This window comes from Peribacillus sp. GL_122, from assembly GCF_057835005.1.
Genome location: NZ_CM174415.1, coordinates 4261694 through 4286328, shown reverse-complemented (window position 1 = coordinate 4286328; position 24635 = coordinate 4261694). Strand labels below are relative to the sequence as shown.

Here is a 24635-nt window from a genome sequence, read left to right as displayed (position 1 = left end):
GATGGGATTTTTTTAGTTTGAGTCCGCTGAGCCGATTTCTATTTTAAAAAACGAAGGGATGGATATGTAATGAGCAACAAAGAGCTTGATGGACTTCGTAATCAACTGGATGATGTGAACCTTCAGTTATTACATCTTATTAATCAACGTGCTGAACTTGTACAGGAAATTGGTCGCGTTAAAGAAAAACAAGGTGTAAACCGTTACGATCCGGTCCGTGAAAGAACAATGCTGGATCTTATCGAAGCCAATAATCAAGGACCGCTTGATCTTGGTTCGATTAAACATATTTTCAAAGAAATCTTTAAATTGGGCTTGGAGCTTCAAAAAGATGATCAGAAGAAAACGCTTCTTGTATCAAGAAAACAAAAGGCTGAAGACACGATCATCGACATTAAAGGTGAATTGGTAGGTAACGGGATCCCTAGCTTCGTTTTCGGACCATGTGCGGTTGAATCTTATGAACAGACAGCTGCGGTGGCGGAAGTCATTAAAGCTAAAGGTCTGAAATTGATGCGCGGCGGTGCATTTAAGCCACGTACATCTCCATATGACTTCCAAGGGCTTGGTTTGGAAGGTTTACAAATACTTAAACGTGTTGCTGATGAATACGGCTTGGCTGTCATCAGTGAAATCGTGAGTGCCAACGATATTGAAGCGGCGATCGATCATATCGATGTCATCCAAATCGGGGCGCGCAACATGCAAAACTTCGACTTGCTAAAAGCTGCAGGTGCTGTAAATAAACCAGTTCTTTTAAAACGTGGACTGGCTGCAACGATTGAAGAGTTCATTCATGCAGCGGAATACATCATGTCGCAGGGCAATGGCAACATCATCCTTTGTGAACGCGGTATCCGTACTTACGAAAAAGCAACAAGGAATACACTTGATATCTCTGCTGTACCGATTTTAAAACAAGAAACTCATTTACCAGTCATGGTTGATGTGACGCATTCAACTGGACGTCGCGATCTTCTGCTTCCTACGGCTAAAGCGGCTCTTGCAATCGGTGCTGACGGTGTTATGGCTGAAGTGCATCCAGATCCTTCCGTTGCTTTATCGGATTCTGCACAGCAAATGGACTTCAAACAATTTGATGAATTCTACGATGAAATTAAACGTTTGAACTGGGTAACTGTATAAGCTAAGAAAGTCTTTAAAATGATCTACTTACGGCCCTTACCAACTTGGCAAGGGCTTTTTTTAATGGTAAAATACTAGTTTTTGCAGAAAAAGCTTCGAAATAAGCACTATTGGATTGCAGGAAAGATTCTACTATCGTATGATAAATAACAAGAATGAGAACTGTTCGGAAGATTGAGTCATACATAAAGTGATATCTATGTGAATTTTATACTTGAATAGGGTATTGAATATTTGACTGAGAAGAGAGTAGGACTGCATTTTTGTTAGGCAGATCGTTCCTAAAATAATCTTCCTTATAGAGAAAAACGCATAAAAGATTTTTTTTCGAAATAATTCGGGTCTTTTATGGGGAAAATGAAAGAAATGGAGGAATGGATGAATGAATAATATAACCATTTATGATGTGGCGCGTGAGGCGAATGTTTCCATGGCCACCGTTTCCCGCGTAGTTAACGGGAATCCAAATGTAAAGCCTGCAACAAGGAAGAAAGTTTCCGATGTGATTGAGAAGTTAGGGTACCGTCCCAATGCAGTGGCAAGGGGACTTGCCTCAAAGAAAACGACTACAGTCGGGGTCATCATCCCGGATATCTCAAGCATCTTTTTTGCCGAATTGGCACGGGGCATAGAAGATATAGCCACGATGTATAAATACAATATCATTCTAAGCAGTTCTGATGAGAATATAGATAAGGAATTCCATTTGCTGAATACGATGCTTGGAAAACAAGTGGATGGTATCGTGTTCATGGGCGGCAATATCTCTGATGAGCATGTCAAAGAGTTTAAGAATTCACCGGTTCCAATCGTACTGGCAGGTTCGGTGGATGAAAGCGGGCAAGTTCCATCGGTTAATATTGATTATGAGGCAGCGGCATTCGACGCAGTGACATTCTTTGCTGAAAAAGGCCACAAGCATATCGCTTTTGTAAGCGGAAACCCTTCCGCGCTGATTAATGAAATGAAATTGACTGGTTATAAACGAGGGTTGAAAGAAGCTGGTCTTTCATTTGATGAAAGTTATATTGTTGAAGGTGATTATACATACGATTCAGGAATTGAATCTTTTGAAAAGTACCTGGAAGTTGAAGACAGACCGACGGCATTCATCGCCGGTGCTGATGAAATGGCTCTTGGAATTGTCCATGCCGCACAGGACAAAGGGTATAATGTACCGGAAGACTTTGAGGTGATCAGCTTCGATAACACGAGATTGACATTGATGGTGCGTCCGCAAATCACGACGATCGTTCAGCCTTTATATGACATTGGTGCGGTTGCGATGAGGCTTCTTACGAAGCTGATGAATAAAGAACAAGTGGAGGAAGGTCTTGAAAAAGTGATCCTTCCGCATCGGATTGAAAACCGTCAATCAACGAAATAAACTTGTTTGGAGAGTGTCCCGGAGGGCACTCTCTTTTGTTTCTCAACCGGACAAAAAAGATCGTTTTTCAACGATCTTTTGGCTAACTTTGTTCATTGCTTTTCGAAGTTTGCTTGGAAGACCTGATGGGATAAAGGACCTTTTCAAGCGTCAGGGCATTCTTCTCGGTAATTTCAGGCTTCCTCGGAATGGGTTCGTATATATCCTCCATGTCATCCCATTCATCCGGCAGGGTAACAGGGGACTCAGGCTGCCAGCAATCGAGCCATTCCTTTGGTAGGGGACCTGATATATCATTGTTCGTCATTTCAAGCCAGACCCTCGCCCAAGCCCTCGGGACGACGCGCCATATATCATATCCGCCGCCGCCTACTGCAATCCACCGTCCTTCGCAAAACTTATGGGCCATTTCGTGGGCCAACTTTGGTATTTCCCTATAAATCTTCATGGTGGCAGATAAATGGGTGAGCGGATCGTAATAATGGGAATCGGCCCCGTTTTGCGTTAATATGACATCCGGTTTGAAGAATTCAATGACCTCCTTAAAAGAAGCCCTATAGCATTCGAGCCAGGATTCATCTTCAGTGAACGCATCGACCGGGATGTTGAATGAATAGCCGTAGCCTTTTCCCTGGCCCCGCTCGTTAATATTGCCGGTGCCGGGAAATAAGTAGCGCCCCGTTTCATGAATGGATAGGGTGCATACATCGGGATCATCATAAAATGACCATTGGACCCCGTCACCATGATGTGCATCGGTATCGACATACAAGACACGTGCCCCATATTTTTTTTGCAGGTATTTAATCGCGACCGAACTATCATTGTAGATGCAAAAGCCTGAGGCTTTCCCGCGGAAACCATGATGCAGGCCCCCGCCAAGATTAAGTGCGTGCAGGGACTGACCGGTCATGACGGCATCCACAGCCGTCAAGGTACCGCCTACAAGCAAGGCACTCGCTTCGTGCATCTTGGGGAAGATAGGGGTATCCTCTGTTCCCAGCCCATAATTAACTGCCTTTTCAGGGGGGAGCTTTCCCTGGCCTGCTAACTTGACAGCGTTTACATAATGGTGATCATGGATCAGTTCCAATTCTTCATCGGTAGCCATTCTGGGCTTGATAATTTGATCATCATTGATGGCATGGTGTTTTTTTAATAAATCAAGCGTGAGCTTAAGCCGTTTTTGATTGAATGGATGTTCATCGTTGAATTTGTAGGTAAGGAGTTCATCCGAATAGACGAAAAGGGATGTATCATTCATGTGAAATCCCCGGTAGGCTAGGCCATAAAACGGTATAGCCTTCTTTCTTCAAATCCTCCACCACCATAAATGGATTCATCGTCTGTACACGAATTACAAGAATTTTATAATCGGTTCCATTTTTTTCAGGATAAACAAGGGTGCTCAGGATATTCGAATTGCGCCTTTTGAATATTTGGGCAATATCATGAAGGGAACCTGCCTTATCCGGGATTCTGATTTCGATTTGGGAACCGGGCTGATTGACTCCAGTCAACTCAACGTATGAATGAAGTAAATCGGAACCGGTGATGATGCCCACTAACTTCCTTCCCTTTACGATTGGAAGGCAGCTGATATTGTTATCACAAAAAACAGCCCCGATTTCTTCCACGAAATCCAGCGGGTGCCCTGTGATTATTTCCGTTTTCATGATGCTTGATAATGGTTTTTGTAAATCATTTTTGTATTCTGCGGTACGGAATATAGAAGGGGCTGCATCCCGAATATCACGGTCACTGACTAATCCCACAAGTTGATAGCTGTCATCGACAATGGGTATATGGCGAATTCGCTTCTCTTTGATGATCATGACAGCGCTATGGATTGTATCCGTTGGAGTGAGGGTGATAATATCCTCATTCATTATTGTTTCTACAATCATTTTCCTTCCTCCTCTTACTCGCCTCTTTAATACATAAACCGATTCATAAAACGCAACTGGTCGAACTTCTGGATGGATTCCGGCGGGACTCTTTTGCCAATACGGGCCATCAGGCAGTTGGCCGGGTGGGAACTGATTTCAGGATCATCTGTTGCAAAGTAGACCAAGCCACCCGCACTCATCATTTTTTCCATGACCTTGCGATAGTCCCAAATATTCAGACCTGTCCCTTTCAAATCCCAATGCCAATAGTATTCAGTGGTGATGATGATGAAGTCTTCAACCGAATCGTCTTCCATGGAAAGGCGGATCAGGTTCTTCCCGACGGAGGCACCCCGGTATTTAGGGATGACCTCGATTGCACCAAGCTCAATCAAGTCCTCCATCTTAATTTCCGACCAGCGCTCCAAGGGATCGGGATATAAGTAAGTTACATAACCCACGATCGTTTCATTTTCACGGGCGATAAAGACCCTGCCCTCAGGCAAGTCTGCAATCTCTATTAACGCTTTATGCTGCAAAGCAGGAGGGCGAAAGGCGACCAAGTCTTCGTGAAACTCATAAGCGGACATTTTTTCGCCGTTCAACGGCCCTTCGATGATGAGCGTCCCGCTTAATGTCTGCAGTTCCTTAGTATAAAAGGTCTTATTATATTCCATTCTTTCACCACCCTTGTTATGTAGTAATCTTACACTCTAGCATTCCGGAGTATAAGAAGCGTTGCTTTTAAAAACTGACCGAATGGACAGCTTAAATAAATTATACATAAAAACAAGGGGCATAATTTAGAAAGTTCAACACATATATGAATCTTTTGTTACAGTGCTTCTTCTTTCCGAGCCATCAACATGAATTTACCTTAACTATAACATACTTGTAATTTTCAAAATTCAGCAAGCTGGATTTTCCCTAATATGGAAATGCTTAATATTTTAAAAATTGAGAAAATTGTCTTCTTATACTATAATAAAAATATAGAGCCGAATGAAGGGGGAGTTTGTCGTATGAATGTGAAAGCGTTGCCAGTAGTGGAAGGTAATTTTAATTTAAAGAATTATGATGAAAAATACAAGAAGTTTGACTGGTCTGAGACGGAAAAGGAATTCTCCTGGTCTGAAACCGGTAAAGTGAATCTTGCACATGAAGCCATTGACCGCCATGCCGAAACATACAAAAAGAATAAAGTAGCCCTTTATTACAAAGACGATAAAAGAAATGAAAAGTATACATTCAAGGAAATGAAAGATTATACGAATCAGGCGGCCAATGTGTTCAAGAACATTGCCAATGTGGAAAAAGGTGATCGTGTTTTCATCTTCATGCCTCGCTCCCCGGAGCTTTATTTTGCATTGTTGGGCGCGATTAAAACGGGAGCGGTCGTAGGGCCGTTGTTCGAAGCCTTCATGGAAGGCGCAATAAGGGATCGTCTTGAAGATAGTGAGGCAAGTGTGATCGTGACGACACCTGAACTTTTGCCGCGCGTCCCAGTGGATGAGCTACCCCATTTAAAGCATATTTTCTTGGTGGGGGAAAATATAAAAGAAGAAGGAAAGTACCATCACTTCAATAAAAAATTAAAAGAAGCCGATAAAAATTTCGAAATTGAATGGGTGGATCGGAATGACGGTCTGATTCTTCACTATACCTCCGGTTCCACAGGCAAACCAAAAGGAGTGCTTCACGTTCATAATGCGATGATCCAGCATTATCAAACAGCAAGATGGGTCCTTGATTTGCAGGATGAGGACGTGTATTGGTGCACAGCGGACCCTGGATGGGTGACAGGGACGTCTTACGGGATCTTTGGACCTTGGCTGACAGGCACCTCGAATGTCATTGTAGGCGGGCGGTTCAAGCCTGAATCTTGGTACAAGACCTTGGAAGACTTTGGTGTCACGGTATGGTATAGTGCCCCGACGGCCTTCAGGATGCTGATGGGCGCAGGTGACGAAATCGTTAAGCGGTTCGATTTAAGCACTCTCCGCCATATTTTAAGTGTCGGTGAACCGTTGAATCCGGAAGTGGTGCGCTGGGGAATGAAGGTATTCAATCACCGTATCCATGATACATGGTGGATGACGGAGACCGGGGCACAGGTCATCTGCAATTATCCTTGCCTGGAAATCAAACCGGGTTCGATGGGTAAACCGATTCCTGGTGTGAAGGCGGCGATAGTGGATGATCAAGGCAACGAGCTTCCGCCGCATAGAATGGGGAACCTTGCCATCAAGAAAGGCTGGCCTTCGATGATGAAGACCGTCTGGAAGAATGAAGCGAAATATGAATCTTACTTTATGCCAGGTGATTGGTATGTGTCCGGGGATTCCGCATATATGGATGAAGATGGTTATTTCTGGTTCCAAGGCCGTGTGGATGATGTCATCATGACGGCAGGGGAGAGAGTCGGACCTTTCGAAGTGGAAAGCAAGTTGGTCGAGCATCCAGCCGTAGCTGAAGCGGGTGTCATCGGTAAGCCGGATCCGGTTCGGGGGGAAATTATCAAAGCGTTTATCGCCCTTCGTGACGGATACGATGCAAACGATGAGTTGATTGAGGAAATTCGTACATTTGTAAAGCATGGTCTAGCAGCACATGCGGCACCTCGTGAAATTGAATTCAGGGATAAACTTCCTAAAACAAGAAGCGGTAAAATCATGCGCCGTGTCCTGAAAGCTTGGGAACTTGATTTGCCAACTGGTGATTTATCATCGATGGAGGATTGAGAAACTGAGTCTACCTGATTATTGAAAAGGAAAAGGCATCCATTGTCACTTTCATGGATGCCTTTTTGGGAGATTATAAGGAAACAGGCTGTCGGGCTAACCCGACAGCCTGTTTTAGTTCAAGAAAGAGTGTCATTCTTCCTCTTCTTCAGCTTTATCCGTGTCTTGCTCTTTATCATTGACAGTGTCTTTATCATTGACAGTGTCTTGAACTTTGTCGGTCTCTTGATTTTCTTTATCAGTATTTTCTTTGTTTTGATCTTTGTCTAGGGCTGGCTCTTTATCTTTAATTGTTTCATTTTCTGGTTCTTTTTCTTTATCTTTATCTGAACCGTTCTCTTCTTTTGAGTCTGGTTGTTTATCTTCGTTAGCTACTTTATCTTTTCCGCGATCATCTTTATTTTTTGCGGAATCTTCTTTTGAACCTGTCTTTTTAGCGCCGCTTTCAACACGTTGGGAAGGGGCTGATTCTTTACCGACTATGTCTACGGCCGTTACGTAATAGGAACCGCCTGAGCCGACTTTGTAAATAAGATTCCCACCAGCATTGATGCTCGCCACTTTTTTGCCGTCCTTATAGACACGATAACCGACGACATCTCCTTCATGATGCAGGCCCCATGTAATCTTATCGTTACTGATCGTTATGGATAGGGGATCTGGTGCTTTGCCATTATCATTCAATTTCGCTTTCGCCCCGACGACATTTCCTGATTTTTCGCCTCCAGGAATCACGGATCCCGGGTCAACGACATATTTCAGTCCGATATCTGCAAAGGAATCGGGATTCAACATGAACCCGCCGCTTGTGAATTCGCCAGGCGTTTGCGGAAGGGCTGCGTAGCGTTTGCTGCCGACTGATACATATTGTCCATCTATGAAACTATCATCCGCCCTGGATGGAGCATATTTGGCGATGAATAAATCTGATTTTACAAGACCTGCCTTTTGGCATGCACTTGAAGGCAGCAGTCCTGAAACGCCACAGAAGGAACGGTTGACAATTCCGCCCGGCATTTCAAATCGCTTATCAGGGTCGATGAGTTTAGGATCGACTTTGTATGCGGCATTGATCAGATCTGCCCAATAATACATATTACGTTTATTATATTCCAGACCATTGTAGGTCCCTTGCAAGGATTTAGGTGTGTCATATCCGAGCCATGTACCGAATGATACATTTGGATTGCTTGCGACGAACCAAGCGTCCCAATAGTTTTGGGAAGTTCCGGTCTTACCTGCCCAATCACTTGAGAAAGCAAGTCGGTTTCTGACCGAAGCGGCCGTCCCGCTGTTTACGACATCACGCATCATATCAAGCGTCAAGTAAGCGGCTTGCGGAGAAAATACTTCCACTGGTTTCGCTTTATGTTCATAGATGACCTCGCCATCTTTCGATACGATTTTATCGATCATATAAGCATCGACGAATTCCCCCGAATTGGCAAATGTGCCAAATGCATTGACGTTCTCTTCAACGGTTACACCTCTGTCCATGGCACCCAATGACATGGCAAGATTTGAGTAATCCCCATTCGTTACAGTTGTAAAGCCCATTTTTTCCAAATAGGCAGCAGGCCTTTGGTTGATTATTTTCATGTAAAAGAGCGCTGCAGGGATATTATAGGAATTCTTAAGTGCCTCACGGGCTGTCGTTACCCCCGTATAGCTTCCGCCGCCATAGTTTCCTGGACGCCACGCTTTGCTGCCTGCTGGAATGGAAATGGGTACGTTGGCTGATACGCTTCCAGGTGAGATTTTTCCTAACTCAATACCTGGGCCATATACGAGCAGCGGCTTCATCGTTGATCCGTTCGATCGCAGTGATGCAGTTGCATGATTCGTCTGTTCCCGCTTGAAATCACGGCCGCCTACGAAACTGATGATTTTTCCTGTTTTATTTTCGATAAGAATGGCCCCGGCTTCAACGGGCTCACTCACCGTTTTCATTTCTTTCGTATCAGGATCGACAACTTGTGCCGTTTTATCGTATCCGTAATTCGGATAGTTTTTCGTTACTTCCTGCATCTTGTCATAAATCTTTTTATCGATTGTCGTGTAGATCTGATAGCCGTTTTGACGCAGCTTACGATCGGCAAGTGCTAGATATTGATCTTTTAAGTCATCATTCTTTAAATCTTTCTCTTCATATCCATCATCTTTTGCAAGACTGACAGATAGGATTTCGATGGAGCGTTTTTCGATTTCATAGGTGAGCCATGGATATTTCTCGGATGGCATCTCCGTTTTACCGATAAAGTCTTTTGTTATGTCGTATGCGACTGCTTTATCATATTCTTCTTTTGTTATGTATCCGTTACTATACATCCGCTTTAAAACGGTTTTCATCCGGTTGATGCCGGGCTCTTGATTTTCTTTCAGTTTTCCTTTCTGGGTATATGGTGTATAACCGAAAGGGCTTTGCGGCAATCCAGCGATAAAGGCTGATTGGGGCAGTGTCAGATCTTTGGCCTCCACGCCAAAAATACCTTCAGCGGCGGACTCGACACCAGCGATGTTACGGCCTGAAGAGTTTCGTCCCAAAGTGGAGACGTTTAAGTAGGTTTCCAAAATCTCTTCTTTTTCAAAGAACTTTTCGACCCGGAGCGCAAGAAGGATTTCTTTTGCTTTCCGTTCAAATGATACTTCGTTGGTGAGGACCTGGTTTTTAATGAGCTGCTGTGTTAATGTACTTCCTCCCGATTGGACGCTTGCATTCGAAAATTCCTGGTAAACGGCACGCAGGATGGCTTTCGGGACAACTCCGTCATGCTCATAAAAATACTCATCTTCTGTAGCGATGACTGCATTTTTTAGATGCTCGGAAACTTTATCGATGGACACTTCTTCACGCTCAAGGTCACTCTTAAGCTTGCCCAAGTATACGTTATCAGCAAAGTATACTTCAGAGGTCTCTTCATAATTGTAAATGTCTTTTTTTAAATCTTCTTTTGAGCGTACCGGCTCATCATTGACGAGGGCAGCGAAATAGCCGGCCCCGACGCCGCCGGCGAATGAGAATCCTAGAATCCCGACAATTATGAGGATCAGCGTTAAATTCCAAATGACTTGGTATGTAACCCGCGCGTTTTTGTGTGTTTTTTCATTTTGAAAAAAACGGGTCAGCTGCTTCCAGATTGTTAGAAATCTATCTTTTTGATTATTATTCATCGTATCATACCCCCTGAAATCACATATATTATAGCATATAACAGGTAGGGGAAAGGGCATCTTTCTTATTTTTCTAGAATCTGTAAGGGTGATGTTGACAATGATTCTTATGTATGATAAAAGTTTATTAACAATAATAAAATGATTGAATGATCGCGATGATAGGACCCAGTAGTCAGACTATCCCTGTTTCAGAGAGCCGGTGGTTAGTGGAAATCGGTACAAATGGTATGATGAATTACTTCCTTGAGCATTTGCTGTGAAATGATTAGTAGCAGGAAACGGTTGACGGCCGTTATTCGTCTTGAGCGGAGGGCATATTATGTCCTCAAGTTGGGTGGTACCGCGAATTCATTCGTCCCTTCATATTTTATGAAGGGGCGTTTTTGTGTGCTTTTTGCGGGTTTTTTCTAAGATGGAGGAGGAATATTTAATGGAATTGCTTAAAGACCTCGAGTGGAGAGGGATTATTTATCAACAAACGGATGAAGAGGGTTTTAAGGCCCTTTTAGAAAAAGAGAAAATTTCTTTATACTGTGGTGTCGATCCAACTGCGGATAGTATGCACATCGGACATCTATTGCCATTCTTGACATTGCGCCGTTTCCAGCAGCACGGACATCGTCCACTTGTGCTAGTAGGCGGTGCGACTGGACTTATTGGTGATCCAAGCGGTAAAAAAGAGGAACGCCAGCTGCAAACTCTGGAAAAAGTGCTTTATAATGCAGACTGCATAAAAGGGCAGCTATCCCACATCTTTGAATTCGACGGTGAAAATGGTGCGGTCATGGTCAATAACTATGACTGGATAGGTAAAATCGATATGGTTACATTCTTGCGGGATTACGGGAAATACATCGGCATAAACTACATGCTGGCAAAAGATACGGTTGCTTCCCGCTTGGATACGGGAATTTCCTTTACTGAATTTGCGTACACGATCTTACAAGGAATTGATTTCGGTCATTTATACAGCAATTACGACTGTAAATTGCAAATTGGCGGCAGTGATCAATGGGGCAACATTACGACCGGTCTTGAAATGATCAGGAAATCCAATGATGAGAATGCTAAAGCATTCGGTATGACGATCCCGCTCGTAACGAAAGCGGATGGAACGAAATTCGGTAAGACGGAAGGCGGAGCGATTTGGCTTGACCCGGAAAAGACGACTCCGTATGAATTTTACCAATTCTGGATCAATACAGCCGATGCTGATGTCGTGAAATACCTGAAATTCTTCACATTCCTATCTCGTGATGCGATTGAAGAGTTAGAGCAATCCGTACAGTCCGAACCGCATTTGCGTAAAGCACAAAAAGCTTTAGGGGAAGAAATGACCCGTTTGATTCATGGTCAGGAAGCTCTTGACCAAGCAATCAAAATCTCTGCCGCCCTATTCAGCGGTGAGGTGAAGAATTTAAGTGCAGCGGAAATCAAATTGGGCTTTAAAGATGTCCCTAGCTTCGAACGTGAGAGCAAAGAAGATATCGGTTTGGTCGATTTAATCGTTGAAGCGAAAATTTCGCCATCAAAGCGTCAAGCCCGTGAAGATATTCAGAATGGGGCAATCTCCATTAATGGGGAGAAAGTGACTGATCTGCAATATGTAGTGACGGAAGCTGCCAAGATTGAAGGGGAGTTCATCCTCGTTCGTCGCGGCAAGAAGAAATACACATTAGTGAAATGATTGTTCAAAGCCCGGCTGAATCCCAGCCGGGCTTTGTCATGCAAGGGTGCTTAGGTGCAAAAAAAACCCCATCCAAGGATGAGGTTTTTTGAAGTTATTAACGAGAGTAGAACTCAACGATAAGAGCTTCGTTAATTTCAGCAGGCAATTCAGAACGTTCTGGTAAACGAGTGAAAGTACCTTCTAATTTCTCAGCATCGAAAGTAAGGAAATCAGGAACGAAGTTAGTTGCTTCAACTGATTCTTTGATGATTGAGAAGTTGCGTGATTTTTCACGAACTGAGATTGTTTGTCCAAGAGACACTTTGTAAGATGGAATGTCTACGCGGCTTCCGTCTACAGTGATGTGACCGTGGTTAACAAGTTGACGTGCTTGACGACGTGTACGAGCTAAACCAAGACGGTAAACTAGGTTGTCAAGACGTGATTCAAGAAGAATCATGAAGTTTTCACCATGAACACCTTTAAGTTTGCCAGCGCGGTCGAACATTGAACGGAATTGACGTTCAGTGATTCCGTACATGTGACGAAGTTTTTGTTTCTCTTGCAGTTGCATTCCGTATTCAGAAATTTTTCTGCGTTGGTTAGGACCATGTTGTCCTGGAGCATAAGGGCGTTTTTCTAATTCTTTACCAGTACCTGTTAGGGAAATTCCTAAACGACGGGATAGTTTCCAGCTTGGGCCAGTATAACGAGCCATAGGATGACTCCTCCTTTAAATGTTTTTATTTTGGTAAAATAAAAACCGTGTGAATGTACGATCATGACCATTTTGTTTTCATGTACCTTCGCCCTAGCAGCAGAGAGTTACGAGATACACCTCTGAATTGAGGAACAAAATGAGAACATAAAGGCTGTCACATAGGCTGCAATATTTTACACAAGGAGTATTGTATAATATTCTGCTCAATGAGTCAAGGACAGTTATGATTTATTAAGGAATAGATAAAGAGTATCACAGCAGGAAAATACAAAATATTAAAAAAATGCAATTTATAGAGTGTTTTTTTTCATTGTAAGCATTATGAAATAATGAATCCAAAAATTATGGATGGTTTGAGACATTTCATGGGTGCCTATGCCATGGGATGGCTCAATCCTGTTTCTTCGCTAAAAATGTCAAAAGGGCCGATGAGGGGTTTTATATTGCGAAAAGTTCAGGAAAGGACCGGGTACATGTACAACGGGTCCTGTAATGGAAAAGGGAGCAGGCAAGGTTTGCCGCTCCCTTTTCCATTATAGATGATTGGAAAGGGAGCAGGCAAGGTTTGCCGCTCCCTTTTCCATTATAGATGATTGGAAAGGATTTCAGCGAACTTCTCCAGTCCTTGCTGATCCATTTCGTCAAAACGGTCCGTTATCGGGCTGTCGATATCGAGGACACCGAGCAATTTGCCATCCTTCATGAGCGGTATGACAATTTCAGATCTTGATGCCGCATCGCAGGCGATATGTCCAGGGAATTGGTGGACATCCTCTACGCGCAGGGTTTTTTCAGTTGCCGCTGAAGTCCCGCATACGCCCTTGCCCATTGGGATGCGGACACAGGCTGGAAGACCTTGAAAGGGTCCTAGAATTAATTGGCCTTCTTCATATAAATAAAAGCCTACCCAGTTAATCTCATCGAGAAAAAGATTAAGTAAAGCTGCCGCATTGCTTAAATTGGCTATTTGGTTCGTTTCATCTTCGATTAATGCAAGTAGTTGTTTTTGGACCAGTTCATAGTTTTTTTCTTTTTTTCCTTGATACATTTCGACATTAAACAAAAGCGTTCACCTGTCTTCCGCATATTTTTACAGCACTATCTAATCATGATGCTTTATTGTTGGGAAATTGTCGAGAACTTACTAAAGGATTCAGGCTCTTCCGTGAAGAAGTAGTCCACAAGACTTGTCTCAAAGAAAGCGAGGGATTGCCTGAATGAATCGCCAGACGCCAACGAAACAAGCCATTGTGGAAGCCGCATTGCATTTATTTCATTTAAAAGGCTATCATGCTACATCCATACGGGATATTGCGAATAAAGCGAAAGTGAACGCTGCAAATATTGCCTACTATTTCAAGAATAAACAGGGGTTGCTGGAATTCTGTTTCATTTCCTATTTAGAAGAGTATATCCTGGTCCTTGATAAGAACATGACATTGCTCGAACTTAAAGGCCCGCAGCATTGCTTGATGAATCTTGTAAAGGATATTCTTGCTTTCCAGAGGGAAAACTTCCTTGCTGCACGGTTCATATATGGGGAATCTTCACTCGATTCCAATTTAAACCGCGAAATTCATTCGACTTATTTTACTAAGGAAAAGTCTTATTTTCAATATATTTTGGAACAGGGAATCAAGAGCAGGAGTTTCCAGCAGGTCTCCGTTCCCATGTATATGCTGCAGTTGAAGGGATTATTGACGGCCCCTGTCCTGCATACCCATTATGCGATGGATGTGCTTCATGTCTTCCCGCAGGAAGCCTATTACACGAATATTTATGCCAATGAAGTCGGACGTTTTCTGCAAGATACCCTTTTCATTGCCGAAGACTTACAGCCACTGTTAGCCGGCCGGCCTGAAGTGTATACATGAGTTACCCTTTAAAACCTGCAATCAGTGCCTGATGGCCCTGACCCAAATCTTTAGCCTGATGGGCATCGGAACCGTAAATAAGCGGAATTCCGAGATCTATTGCACGTTTTGCAAATCGTTCAGGAGGATAGGGCTCACCGCATAGCGGCTTTACAAGCCCGGCTCCGTTATAATCTAGTTCATATCTTTGATCCTTGATCATGTCGAGAACCTTGTAAACCCGCTCGTCAAAACTTGATGCCGGCGGATATCGATGCTGGAATTTATGGACAAGCGTAATGTGCCCGATCCGTTTTGGTTTATATATGCCTAAATCAGCTTCTATTGATTTTTCCAGTGTATCGTAATATTTGGTATAAACCGAATCCACTGAACCTAGTTCATTGGCAATCTCACCAAACCCATTATCGCTGAAATCAATGCAATGCCAACTGTTTTGATGCTTGATGAAGTGGACGGAAAGTATACTATCATCAAGGAATTCTCCGATTTCGTCGAGGAATGCTTTTGTTTCATTTTCATACCCCTCTATAAAGTCAACCTCGAGGCCTGTTTTGATCAGGATTTTGTCTTTATAGCGTTCTTTCAGTACGCGGAGCTCTTGAAAGTAATCCAGGAGCAGGGCAGCGTCCATGCCGCTGTCTTTTTCAGGCGTAGGATCTTGAAAATTTCGTGGCAATGGAGCATGTTCCGTAAATGAGATTTCCTTTAATCCTAGCTCGATTCCCCGCGTAATATATTCATCGAATTTATCCGTAGAGCCGTGTGGGCAAAACGGAGTGTGCACATGACCGTCAACTTTCATGGTTCTTCCCTCCCAAAAAACAGGTATTTGTAGCAATTTTCTACAAAAAAATCATTTTTCTCGTCAAAAATTATTGCTAACATGGTATCATAAAAGCATTAAATTTAACATTTTTAAAATTGATATAAACGAGCAAGACTGTAAGGACTAGAACAGGGGGCTTACCATGGATTACATAATTGGCGTAATTGTATTAATTTTGATTTTCATCATTTGGGGTTATTTTTTCAAAAAGAGATATTTTAAAGAAATCGATCGACTGGAATCCTGGAAAATAAGCATCATGCACCGCCCCGTGCTGGAAGAGCTTTCTAAAGTCAAACAATTGAATATGACAGGTGAAACAGAGGAAATGTTCGAAAACTGGCGCATTGAATGGGACGCCATCATTACGGATCATATGCCCGAAGTCGAAGAGCTTTTATTCGATGCCGAGGAATTCGTCGATAAATACCGTTTCAGCCGATCAAAAGAGGTACAGCACAAAATTACAGTCAAGCTGAATGAAATCGAAGAAATGATCAAAAAGATCTTATACGAACTGAATGAACTCGTAGGCAGTGAGGAAAAGAATCGATTGGAAATTGAGGATATCAAAGAATCCTACCGTCAATTGAAGAAATCCCTGCTTGCTCACAGGCATAATTATGGGAAAGCGGCTGATAAGCTGGAAAATTCCTTGGATGAAGTAGTGCAAATCCTCCAGAAGTATGAAGAAGAGACGGTGAACGGCAATTATTTGAATGCGAGGGAGCTTGTTCTATCCATTAAGGGAAAATTGGCGCTTCTGTCAGTTAAAATGGAAATGCTCCCAAAATTATTGGTAGATAGCCAATCAGAGCTGCATTCCCAGCTTCATGAATTGAAGGATGGTTATGAGGAGATGTCAGGGCAAGGTTATCTGTTGAGCCATATCCAATTCGAGCAGGAAATATCACGGCTTGAGGAAGAACTGGAACTATATAAAACACAATTGGAGAATGCCGAAACGGAAGCCGTGGAAAAGGGCATTAAGGAAATGCGCGAAAGCATTGAAGTGCTGTATGACCTTTTGGAAAAAGAAGTACTTTCAAAACAGTATATCTTGAAAAATGATGAAGTTCTCAGAAAAACGTTAAGTGACCTTGAATATGAAAACGATAAACTTAAAGTTGAAACCATACATGTTCAACACACATATCATTTGACGGAAAATGAGCTCGATGCACAACGGAAAATGGAAAAGCAGATTGCCCAGATTTCGAAACGCCATCAATTGCTCGTCTTGAAAATGGAGGATAATGTGATGGCAAGCTCCCTTATCAGTGAAGAGATGCAGGGGCTGGCGGCACAGTTGAAGGAATTACAGGAAAATCAGAAAGACTTTACCCTTAAATTACAGGCTTTACGAAAAGATGAAATGGATGCCAGGGATGCATTGGCCGAATTGAAACGCAAAATGGTCGATACTGGACGTTTAATTACAAAAAGCAATATTCCAGGTCTCCCAGAAGAGTATAAAGTGGTGCTTCAGGACGCCAAAGAAAGCATGGATGACGTTCAGGGGAAACTTGAAGAAAAGCCGCTTGACATGGCCTCTGTTTATATTTATTTGGAAAAGGCGGTTCAACAGGTGAATAGGGTCCACGAAAAAGCCAATGAATTGATCGAACATATGTATTTGGCCGAAAAGGTGATCCAATTCGGAAATCGCTATCGAAGCAGTCACGATATGGTTGCCGAGAGCCTTAGGGAGGCGGAGGCCAAATTCCGAAGCTACGAATATCAAGCCGCATTGGAAACGGCAGCCACGGCCATAGAAAAGGTCGACCCAGGCAGTTTACAAAAAATCGGGGCGAACATAGAAGAAGTCCTTTCCTAAAAAACCCGCCATGGCGGGTTTTTTTCTTTTACAGGACCCTGAATCGACTAGGTGGGAAGTTAAATCATTCTGCAGGAATAAAAAGAAGCAGGTCTCCTATCATTCAGTGGACCAGTGTTTTACATTCTCTTTCAAATTCAATTATGTTAATATTAGAAGTTGCAACAGCAACATTGAAACTTATATTTAGTAGAGTGACCATCATAGATACAAAAACATGGAAGGTGAACCCATGATTTATTTTGATAATAGTGCAACAACAAAACCATATCCCGAAGTAATCGAATCATTCATGAAGGTTGCTTCGGACTATTTCGGAAACCCCTCTTCGCTTCATGGACTTGGGGTGCAATCCGAAAAACTGCTTTCCGCTGCAAGAAAGCAAATCGCTGATTTATTAAAGGTGAAGAGTTCGGAAATATATTTCACTTCCGGGGGGACGGAAGGAAATAATCTTGCCATCAAAGGGGCCGCCCACTCTCAGGGAAATCGCGGCAAACACATAATCACGACAGCGATTGAACATCCTTCTGTAGAAGATGCATGCCAATCATTGACGAAAATGGGCTTTGAGATCACATATCTTCCCGTTAACGAATTTGGGCAAATTGATGTAATGGATCTTAAGGAAGCATTGAGGGAAGATACCATTTTGGTTTCCGTCATGCATGTTAATAATGAAGTTGGCTCGATACAGCCGATTGCTGAAATTGGCAAATTGTTAAAACAATACCCAAACGTGCTCTTTCATGTCGATAATGTACAGGGAACAGGCAAAGTTTCGTTATCATTGCGTGAAGCCAATGTGGATTTATGTACAATTTCCGGCCACAAGGTTCACGGCTTGAAGGGGACGGGCATCCTTTATGTTCGTGAAGGCGTTCGGGTCGATCCGCTTTTCCATGGTGGCAATCAAGAAACGAAAATCAGGAGCGGCACCGAAAATGTTGCGGGAATCGTCGCCCTATCGAAGGCTTTGCGTATTAGTATGAACAATCAATTGCTGTATCATGATAAGCTGCAGCAAATCAAAACTTATTTATATAAAGGCTTGAAGGAAATGGACGGGGTAATGGTTAACAGTCCTGAAAAGGGTGCACCCCATATTATGAATTTTTCCGTTCCGGGGCTTAAATCCGAGGTATTGCTGCATGCACTTGAATCGGAAGGAATTTATGTTTCGACGACCAGTGCCTGTTCTTCGAAAAAAAGAACGGTAAGCAAAACGGTGGATGCGATGTTCCATAATTCAGCCCGTTCCGAAAGCGTCATCCGAATCAGTACTACCTATAGCAATGAAATGGAAGAAGCAAAGCATGTTCTGGCGGCGATACAGAAAATAGTCGCTAATTTAGAAAAAATAATGAGGGTTGCAAAATGAAATTTGATCATATAATTATCCGCTATGGAGAAATCTCCACGAAAAAAAGAAACCGTAAAGGCTTTGTAGACAAAATGAAGGCACATATCCGCTGGAGTTTAAAAGATATAGAAGGTGTAGTGCTTACTGCCAACCGGGAGCGGATGTACGTTCTCCTGAACGGTGCGGACCATAAGCCTGTCATTGAGCGGTTGAAAGGCATTTTTGGAATTCAGTCATTAAGCCCTGCAATAAAAATAGAGCGTGATCTTGAAGTGATGAAAACGGCAGCATTGTATTATCTTAATCATACTCTTGAAGAGGTGAACACGTTCAAAATCACGACAAAACGCGCGGATAAGGATTTTCCATATAATACCGATGAAATTAACAGGGCAATTGGCGGGCATTTACTTCGAAATACAGAAGATTTAAAAGTGGATGTAAAGAACCCTGATTTGAACCTGCTAGTGGAAGTGAGACGCGAAGCCGTGTATTTGACAGGTGAAATCATCCAGGGGGCAGGCGGTCTTCCATTCGGTTCAAGCGGGAAGGCGATGCTGATGCTTTCAGGCGGGATTGATAGCCCTGTTGCGGGATTCCTTTCGATGAAACGGGGATTGGACGTGGAAGCAATCCATTTTTACAGCCCGCCGTTCACAAGCGAACGTTCACGTCAAAAGGTCATTGATTTGGCAGGCAAGCTTGCAGAAATAAGTGGAAGCATGAAAGTGCATATCGTTCCATTTACGGAAATCCAATTATTGATTCAAAAACAAATCCCGGAAAACTACTCAATGACTACAACAAGGCGTTTAATGATGCGGGTCGCCGATCGAATCCGTGAAAAGGAAGAAGCCATGGCACTGATTACCGGTGAAAGCCTTGGACAGGTTGCGAGCCAGACGATGAGCAGCATGTTTGCCATCAATGAGGTGACGAATACACCGATCCTGCGTCCGCTGATTACCATGGATAAGACAGAAATCATCAAAATTGCAAGAGAGCTTGATACTTTTGAAATATCCAATCTGCCGTACGAGGATTGCTGTACGGTCTTTACGCCGGCAAGCCCAAAAACGAAACCGAAACGTGAAAAAGTCAATTACTATGAAAGCTTCGTCGACTTTGAATCCTTGATTGAAAAAGCGGTCTCCGAAACAGAAATATTAACGGTTAAACCTGGTCAGACTTTCGATAAGGAAGAAGCGATGGAAGACTTATTTTAATATCCTGTAATTACCAATGAAATTGAACGAATGAAGCCATGTGTTTTAACACACTCTATAATCACAAGGAGGTGAAAAACACATGGCAAACAACAACAGCTCAAACGAATTATTGGTACCTGGAGTGGAACAAGCTCTACAACAAATGAAATATGAAATCGCTACAGAATTCGGCGTACAACTTGGTGCCGACACAACATCTCGCGCTAACGGTTCAGTTGGTGGAGAAATCACAAAACGCCTTGTTCAAATGGCTGAACAACAATTAGGCGGAGGATTCAACAGATAATTTAATAAACATGGCTACAGAGAGCGGGTTCTAACACCCGCTCTCTTTATTTTTGTTGACAAAATTCGTGACGGCCGATTAAAGTGCGGACCATTATTTTAAACAAGACCTAGTAATACCTCATGATTTTTTACTTTTTTATATAAAATGAAAACTCACTGGATTGAAGAAATTTGCGACACTCCTGCCGAAAAACTGGCTAGCTGAGACCCCAGAGACGCTTGCTTTGATGAGGCTTGGCAGACAGTCGGCGGAAAGGGAGCGGGTTTCTGAAATCAACTGTAACGGTTTTTTTTAGTGAAAACTGGATTTTCATCGAATTTGACTACAACCTAAAGAGAGCGGGTACTAACACCCGCTCTCTTATTTTGTTGACAAAATTCGTAGCGGCCGAATAAAGTGCGGACCATTATTTTAAACAAGACTTAGTAATACTTCATGATTTTTTACTTTTGTATATAAAATGAAAACTCACTGGATTGAAGAAATTTGCGACACTCCTGCCGAAAAACTGGCTAGCCGAGACCCCAGAGACGCTTGCTTTGATGAGGCTTGGCAGACAGTCGGCGGAAAGGGAGCGGGTTTCTGAAATCAACTGTAACGGTTTTTTTTTAGTGAAAACTGGATTTTCATCGAATTTGACTACAACCTAAAGAGAGCGGGTACTAACACCCGCTCTCTTATTTTGTTGACAAAATTCGTAGCGGCCGAATAAAGTGCGGACCATTATTTTAAACAAGCCTTAGTAATACTTCATGATTTTTTACTGTTTTATATAAAATGAAAACTCACTGGATTGAAGAAATTTGCGACACTCCTGCCGAAAAACTGGCTAGCCGAGACCCCACAGACGCTTGCTTTGATGAGGCTTGGCAGACAGTCGGCGGAAAGGGAGCGGGTTTCTGAAATCAACTGTAACGGTTTTTTTAGTGAAAACTGGATTTTCATCGAATTTGACTACAGTCTAAAGAGAGGCGGGTTCTAACACCCGCTCTCTTTATTTATTTGTAAAAATAAATAGAAATATTAGAGAAGTATCTTGTATAATGAGTAGGTACTAAGAGTTCATAATTGGAGGGGAAGAATATGAAGCGTGAAGACTTATTGGCTCCGGAACATTACAACTTAGTGAGTGAAATGGAAAGTTTTGCAAAAGATCCAGAAAAAGTTGCCGTCCTCTGGGAGAATGAAACCGGGGATAAAAAACAACTTACATATGAGAATTTATTAAAAAGTGCAAATAAAATCGGAAATGCCTTCAAGAAAAAAGGACTGGGTAAAGGTGATACGGTCCTTATCATAATCCCTCGTTTGGTGGAAGCTTATCAAGTGTATTTAGCCGCATTGAAAATTGGCATGATTGTCATACCTTGTTCCGAAATGCTTCGTGCGAAGGACTTGCAGTATCGAGTCAACCATGGTGATGTCAAAGGAATCATCAGTTATCATGAATATACTCATGAATTGAATGAAATAGAAGGGGCGGAAAGCCTCCTGAAATTTTCAATCGGAAAACGAATCGAAAATTGGCTGGATTTGAATGAGCTTGCCGATGAGGAATCAGATCAGCTGACTATGGCCGACACGAAGAGTGAGGATATGGCGTTCTTATCGTATACTTCCGGAACGACAGGAAATCCAAAAGGGGTCGTCCATACACATGGATGGGCTTATGCACATTTGAAAACGTCTGCAGCAAACTGGCTCGGCATCAGCGAAACGGATGTGGTTTGGGCAACTGCAGGCCCAGGGTGGCAAAAGTGGATCTGGAGTCCTTTCCTGGCGGTTCTGGGAACGGGAGCGGCCGGTCTTGCCTATCATGGGAAGTTCGAGGCGAAAAAATATCTTCAGCTGCTTCAGGACTACAAAGTGAATGCATTATGCTGCACACCGACCGAGTATCGATTGATGGCAAAGGCAGATAACCTTGATGACTATGATTTATCCCATCTTCATAGTGCTGTATCAGCGGGAGAGCCTTTAAATCAAAAAGTGTTCGAGGTCTTTAAAAACCATTTCAATATTGAAGTGCGTGATGGATATGGTCAGACCGAAAATACCCTGCTGGTAGGTGTAACGAAAGGCATGGAAATTAAATTGGGCTCCATGGGCAAACCGACTCCGGGCAACCATGTGGAAATCATTGATGATTCCGGTAAACCTTGTTCTCCTGGCATAGTGGGGGATATTGCCGTACATGTAGATACACCTGCTCTCTTTAAAGAATATTTTAAAGATCCCGAGCGGACATCGCAGCAATTCCGCGGGGACTATTATATCACCGGCGACCAAGCGAAAAAGGATGAAGATGGTTATTTCTGGTTTGAGGGTCGTTCTGATGATATCATCATCAGCTCGGGATATACGATTGGACCGTTTGAAGTGGAAGATGCACTCGTTAAGCATCCATTTGTTAAAGAGTGTGCCGTTATCGCAAGCCCTGATGAAATAAGGGGAAATGTGGTCAAGGCATATGTAGTTCTGATGGAGGATATCGATCCGAACAGCCAAGGCTTGATCCAGACGCTCCAATCGCACGTGAAAGAATTGACTGCCCCATATAAATATCCAAGGAAAATCGAATTTTTAGAAGAGCTGCCCAAAACGACATCAGGTAAAATCAAACGAGTGGATTTACGCAAAAGGGAAGAAGCACTCCTTAACAATTGATTGATAGCATTACCGTCAGCCCCCACGGCTGGCGTTTTTTTATTAACAGGTGTTTGGATAAAAGCATAAATATGGGAATTCATGATATGAGATGGTACACTTACTGCATATCTGCACAGTAACAATCATTTAATAAGGAGTGTAAAGCCGGAATGGGAACGTTATGGTTCAATGGGTCGATTTATACGATGATTAAAGAATACGATCAAGTAGAGGCAGTCTTCACTGAAAAGGGGGTAATTGTTGATACTGGCAGCCTGGACTATTTGAAAAATGAATATGCCGGCAATATTTCCAGGGAAATCGACTTAAATGGACAAACGATGCTGCCGGGGTTAGTGGATAGTCACCTTCATTTGGTCGGGCATGGTGAAAGGCTGCTACGTTTAGACCTCTCTTTGATGGATAGCAGGGAGTCCATCTTGAAATCCTTGAAGGAAAAGTGCTCAAAAACCCCGGCTGGAAAGTGGATTGTTGCCGAAGGGTGGAATGAAAATGAATGGCCAAGTCCTGAATTGATATTACGGGATGAGCTTGACGCGATATCGACAGAACATCCCATCGTATTGAAAAGGATCTGCCGTCATGCCTTGGTGGTCAATTCCCGCGCCCTTTTGGAAGCGGATATTAAAGAAGATATAAAAGAACCTTCAGGCGGGGTGATCTGCCGTTATCCTGACGGACGTTTGAATGGTTTATTTAAAGAAAGTCAGGCGCAGAGCCTTATTTTAGACAGTCTTCCCGGCATTGATCAAGAGTATATCGAAAACGCGCTCACAGAGGCCATAGAAGACGCATATAAGCTAGGTTTGACTGGCGGACATACAGAGGACCTCCATTATTACAATGGCTTCATGCCGACATATCAGGCGTTTAAATCGGTAATCGAGGACCGGGAAATGGCCTTCCGCGCCAATTTGCTCGTCCATCACGAAGCGTTTGAAGAAATGCTGGCAGCAGGCGGCGGCTATCAGAAAGGTACGCGATATATCAAATTCGACAGCATGAAGATATTTACCGACGGCTCCTTGGGCGGACGCACAGCCCTGTTGAGCGAGCCTTATGTAGATCAAGAGGATACGAATGGAGTCGCGATATTCACTGAAAACGAGCTTCAGGAATGGGTGAAAAAAGCAAGGGATGCCGGAATGCCGATTGCTGTCCATGCGATTGGCGATCTCGCTTTTGAATACGTCTTGAATGCAATAGAAGCCCTCCCCCCGAAAAAGGGGCAGAGGGACCGGCTCATCCATGCGCAGATTGTCCGGCCGGAGCTGTTGGAGCGGGCGGCAAAGCTGCCGGTAATCTTTGATATCCAACCGGGTTTCGTCCCGTCCGATTTCCCGTGGGTGGAAGAAAAGGTTCCAGCCGATCTATTGGAATCCTCCTATGCTTGGAAAACCTATTTGAAGTTGGGCATCATTTGTGCGGGAGGGTCGGATGCACCCATTGAACCATTAAATCCAATTTTGGGCATTCATGCAGCTGTCACAAGGATGAAAATCAACAGTGAGGACCGGACCGTATATGGCTTGGGCGAAAGGCTTTCCGTATACGAGGCTTTCGCACTGTATACAAAAGGGAGTGCTGCAGCAATCGGCCAGGAAAAACGTCGCGGTGTGATCATTGAAGGGTACGATGCCGATTTTACCGTGTTTAATCTGGATGTTTTTGCTGTTGCGCCGGAAGATCTCCTAAAAGCTGAGGCGGTCATGACGGTCATCGATGACAAAATCATGTATGATAAAAAATAACAGTTGCAAAAAAAGAAATGCGAATACAAAATTGTTAGATGGAATTAGATAAAGGAATGTAAATGG

Annotated in this window: 19 protein-coding genes and 1 other annotated feature; of the genes, 12 read left to right on the top strand and 7 right to left on the bottom strand. The window is 43.1% G+C overall.

All coding sequences use genetic code 11. From position 1 onward, the window contains the following. Positions 1-69 precede the first annotated feature (69 nt). A complete protein-coding gene (locus AC3ISB_RS20695) occupies positions 70-1146 on the top strand; it encodes a bifunctional 3-deoxy-7-phosphoheptulonate synthase/chorismate mutase (RefSeq protein WP_034309244.1) in 1077 nt (358 codons plus the stop codon). A 382-nt stretch (positions 1147-1528) separates the two neighbouring features. Further along, positions 1529-2533, top strand: a complete 1005-nt coding sequence (gene ccpA, locus AC3ISB_RS20690; RefSeq protein ID WP_377407850.1) for a catabolite control protein A — start codon at positions 1529-1531, stop codon at positions 2531-2533. An 82-nt stretch (positions 2534-2615) separates the two neighbouring features. Here the strand turns inward: ccpA and AC3ISB_RS20685 are convergent, their stop codons facing one another. From AC3ISB_RS20685 to AC3ISB_RS20675, 3 genes are read right to left on the bottom strand one after another with little or no spacing between them, the layout of a single operon-like run. Continuing rightward, entirely contained in the window at positions 2616-3797 is a 1182-nt protein-coding gene (locus tag AC3ISB_RS20685) for an acetoin utilization protein AcuC (RefSeq protein ID WP_480340208.1), read from the bottom strand. Further along, complete coding sequence (locus tag AC3ISB_RS20680; RefSeq protein WP_480340209.1) at positions 3790-4440, bottom strand: acetoin utilization AcuB family protein; 651 nt, start codon at positions 4438-4440, stop codon at positions 3790-3792. The genes AC3ISB_RS20685 and AC3ISB_RS20680 overlap by 8 nt, the downstream gene beginning before the upstream one ends. 26 nt (positions 4441-4466) lie before the next feature. Further along, positions 4467-5099 (bottom strand): GNAT family N-acetyltransferase, encoded by a 633-nt coding sequence (locus AC3ISB_RS20675; protein ID WP_480340210.1) that lies wholly within the window; start codon positions 5097-5099, stop codon positions 4467-4469. 345 nt (positions 5100-5444) lie between these two features. Between AC3ISB_RS20675 and acsA the strand changes: the two genes are divergently transcribed. Further along, positions 5445-7163: an acetate--CoA ligase gene (gene acsA / locus AC3ISB_RS20670; RefSeq protein ID WP_347940112.1), complete on the top strand. Its 1719-nt coding sequence runs from the start codon at positions 5445-5447 to the stop codon at positions 7161-7163. A 132-nt stretch (positions 7164-7295) separates the two neighbouring features. Here acsA and AC3ISB_RS20665 read toward each other — a convergent pair whose 3' ends face one another. Continuing rightward, positions 7296-10334 (bottom strand): transglycosylase domain-containing protein, encoded by a 3039-nt coding sequence (locus tag AC3ISB_RS20665; protein WP_489274083.1) that lies wholly within the window; start codon positions 10332-10334, stop codon positions 7296-7298. A gap of 149 nt (positions 10335-10483) precedes the next feature. Next, positions 10484-10700: a binding site (T-box leader), on the top strand. A gap of 67 nt (positions 10701-10767) precedes the next feature. Here AC3ISB_RS20665 and tyrS point away from each other — a divergent pair. Then, positions 10768-12024, top strand: a complete 1257-nt coding sequence (gene tyrS, locus AC3ISB_RS20660) for a tyrosine--tRNA ligase (protein ID WP_480340212.1) — start codon at positions 10768-10770, stop codon at positions 12022-12024. Positions 12025-12121: 97 nt separating this feature from the next. Here tyrS and rpsD read toward each other — a convergent pair whose 3' ends face one another. Together rpsD and AC3ISB_RS20650 are read right to left on the bottom strand one after the other, a co-directional pair. Then, a complete protein-coding gene (rpsD, locus tag AC3ISB_RS20655) occupies positions 12122-12724 on the bottom strand; it encodes a 30S ribosomal protein S4 (protein WP_098369938.1) in 603 nt (200 codons plus the stop codon). Positions 12725-13310: 586 nt separating this feature from the next. Next, the gene (locus AC3ISB_RS20650; RefSeq protein WP_098369939.1) at positions 13311-13790 is read right to left on the bottom strand and encodes a GAF domain-containing protein; all 480 of its coding nucleotides are present in this window, start codon (positions 13788-13790) and stop codon (positions 13311-13313) included. A 154-nt stretch (positions 13791-13944) separates the two neighbouring features. On the opposite strand from AC3ISB_RS20650, the gene refZ reads away from it, so the two are divergent. Then, positions 13945-14601 (top strand): forespore capture DNA-binding protein RefZ, encoded by a 657-nt coding sequence (refZ, locus tag AC3ISB_RS20645; RefSeq protein ID WP_141993929.1) that lies wholly within the window; start codon positions 13945-13947, stop codon positions 14599-14601. A gap of 1 nt (position 14602) precedes the next feature. Here refZ and hisJ read toward each other — a convergent pair whose 3' ends face one another. Further along, positions 14603-15406: a histidinol-phosphatase HisJ gene (hisJ, locus tag AC3ISB_RS20640; protein WP_141993928.1), complete on the bottom strand. Its 804-nt coding sequence runs from the start codon at positions 15404-15406 to the stop codon at positions 14603-14605. 166 nt (positions 15407-15572) lie between these two features. Between hisJ and ezrA the strand changes: the two genes are divergently transcribed. The 7 genes from ezrA (at position 15573) to AC3ISB_RS20605 (ending at position 24569) form a co-directional block, all read left to right on the top strand. Further along, entirely contained in the window at positions 15573-17267 is a 1695-nt protein-coding gene (ezrA, locus tag AC3ISB_RS20635; protein WP_141993927.1) for a septation ring formation regulator EzrA, read from the top strand. Between the two features lie 232 nt (positions 17268-17499). After that, positions 17500-18648 carry a cysteine desulfurase family protein gene (locus tag AC3ISB_RS20630; RefSeq protein ID WP_098369943.1) on the top strand — a complete coding sequence of 383 codons (1149 nt, stop codon included), beginning with the start codon at positions 17500-17502 and terminating at the stop codon, positions 18646-18648. Beyond that, a complete protein-coding gene (gene thiI, locus AC3ISB_RS20625) occupies positions 18645-19856 on the top strand; it encodes a tRNA uracil 4-sulfurtransferase ThiI (RefSeq protein WP_098369944.1) in 1212 nt (403 codons plus the stop codon). Before AC3ISB_RS20630 ends, thiI begins: the two co-directional genes overlap by 4 nt. Positions 19857-19938: 82 nt before the next feature. Next, entirely contained in the window at positions 19939-20145 is a 207-nt protein-coding gene (locus tag AC3ISB_RS20620; RefSeq protein WP_034309203.1) for an alpha/beta-type small acid-soluble spore protein, read from the top strand. Positions 20146-20941: 796 nt separating this feature from the next. Then, positions 20942-21130, top strand: coding sequence for a hypothetical protein (locus AC3ISB_RS20615; protein WP_489274079.1), 189 nt, complete (start codon positions 20942-20944; stop codon positions 21128-21130). Positions 21131-21231: 101 nt separating this feature from the next. Next, a complete protein-coding gene (gene mbcS / locus AC3ISB_RS20610; RefSeq protein ID WP_489274077.1) occupies positions 21232-22815 on the top strand; it encodes an acyl-CoA synthetase MbcS in 1584 nt (527 codons plus the stop codon). A 152-nt stretch (positions 22816-22967) separates the two neighbouring features. After that, positions 22968-24569, top strand: a complete 1602-nt coding sequence (locus AC3ISB_RS20605; protein ID WP_489274075.1) for an amidohydrolase — start codon at positions 22968-22970, stop codon at positions 24567-24569. Positions 24570-24635: the final 66 nt, after the last annotated feature.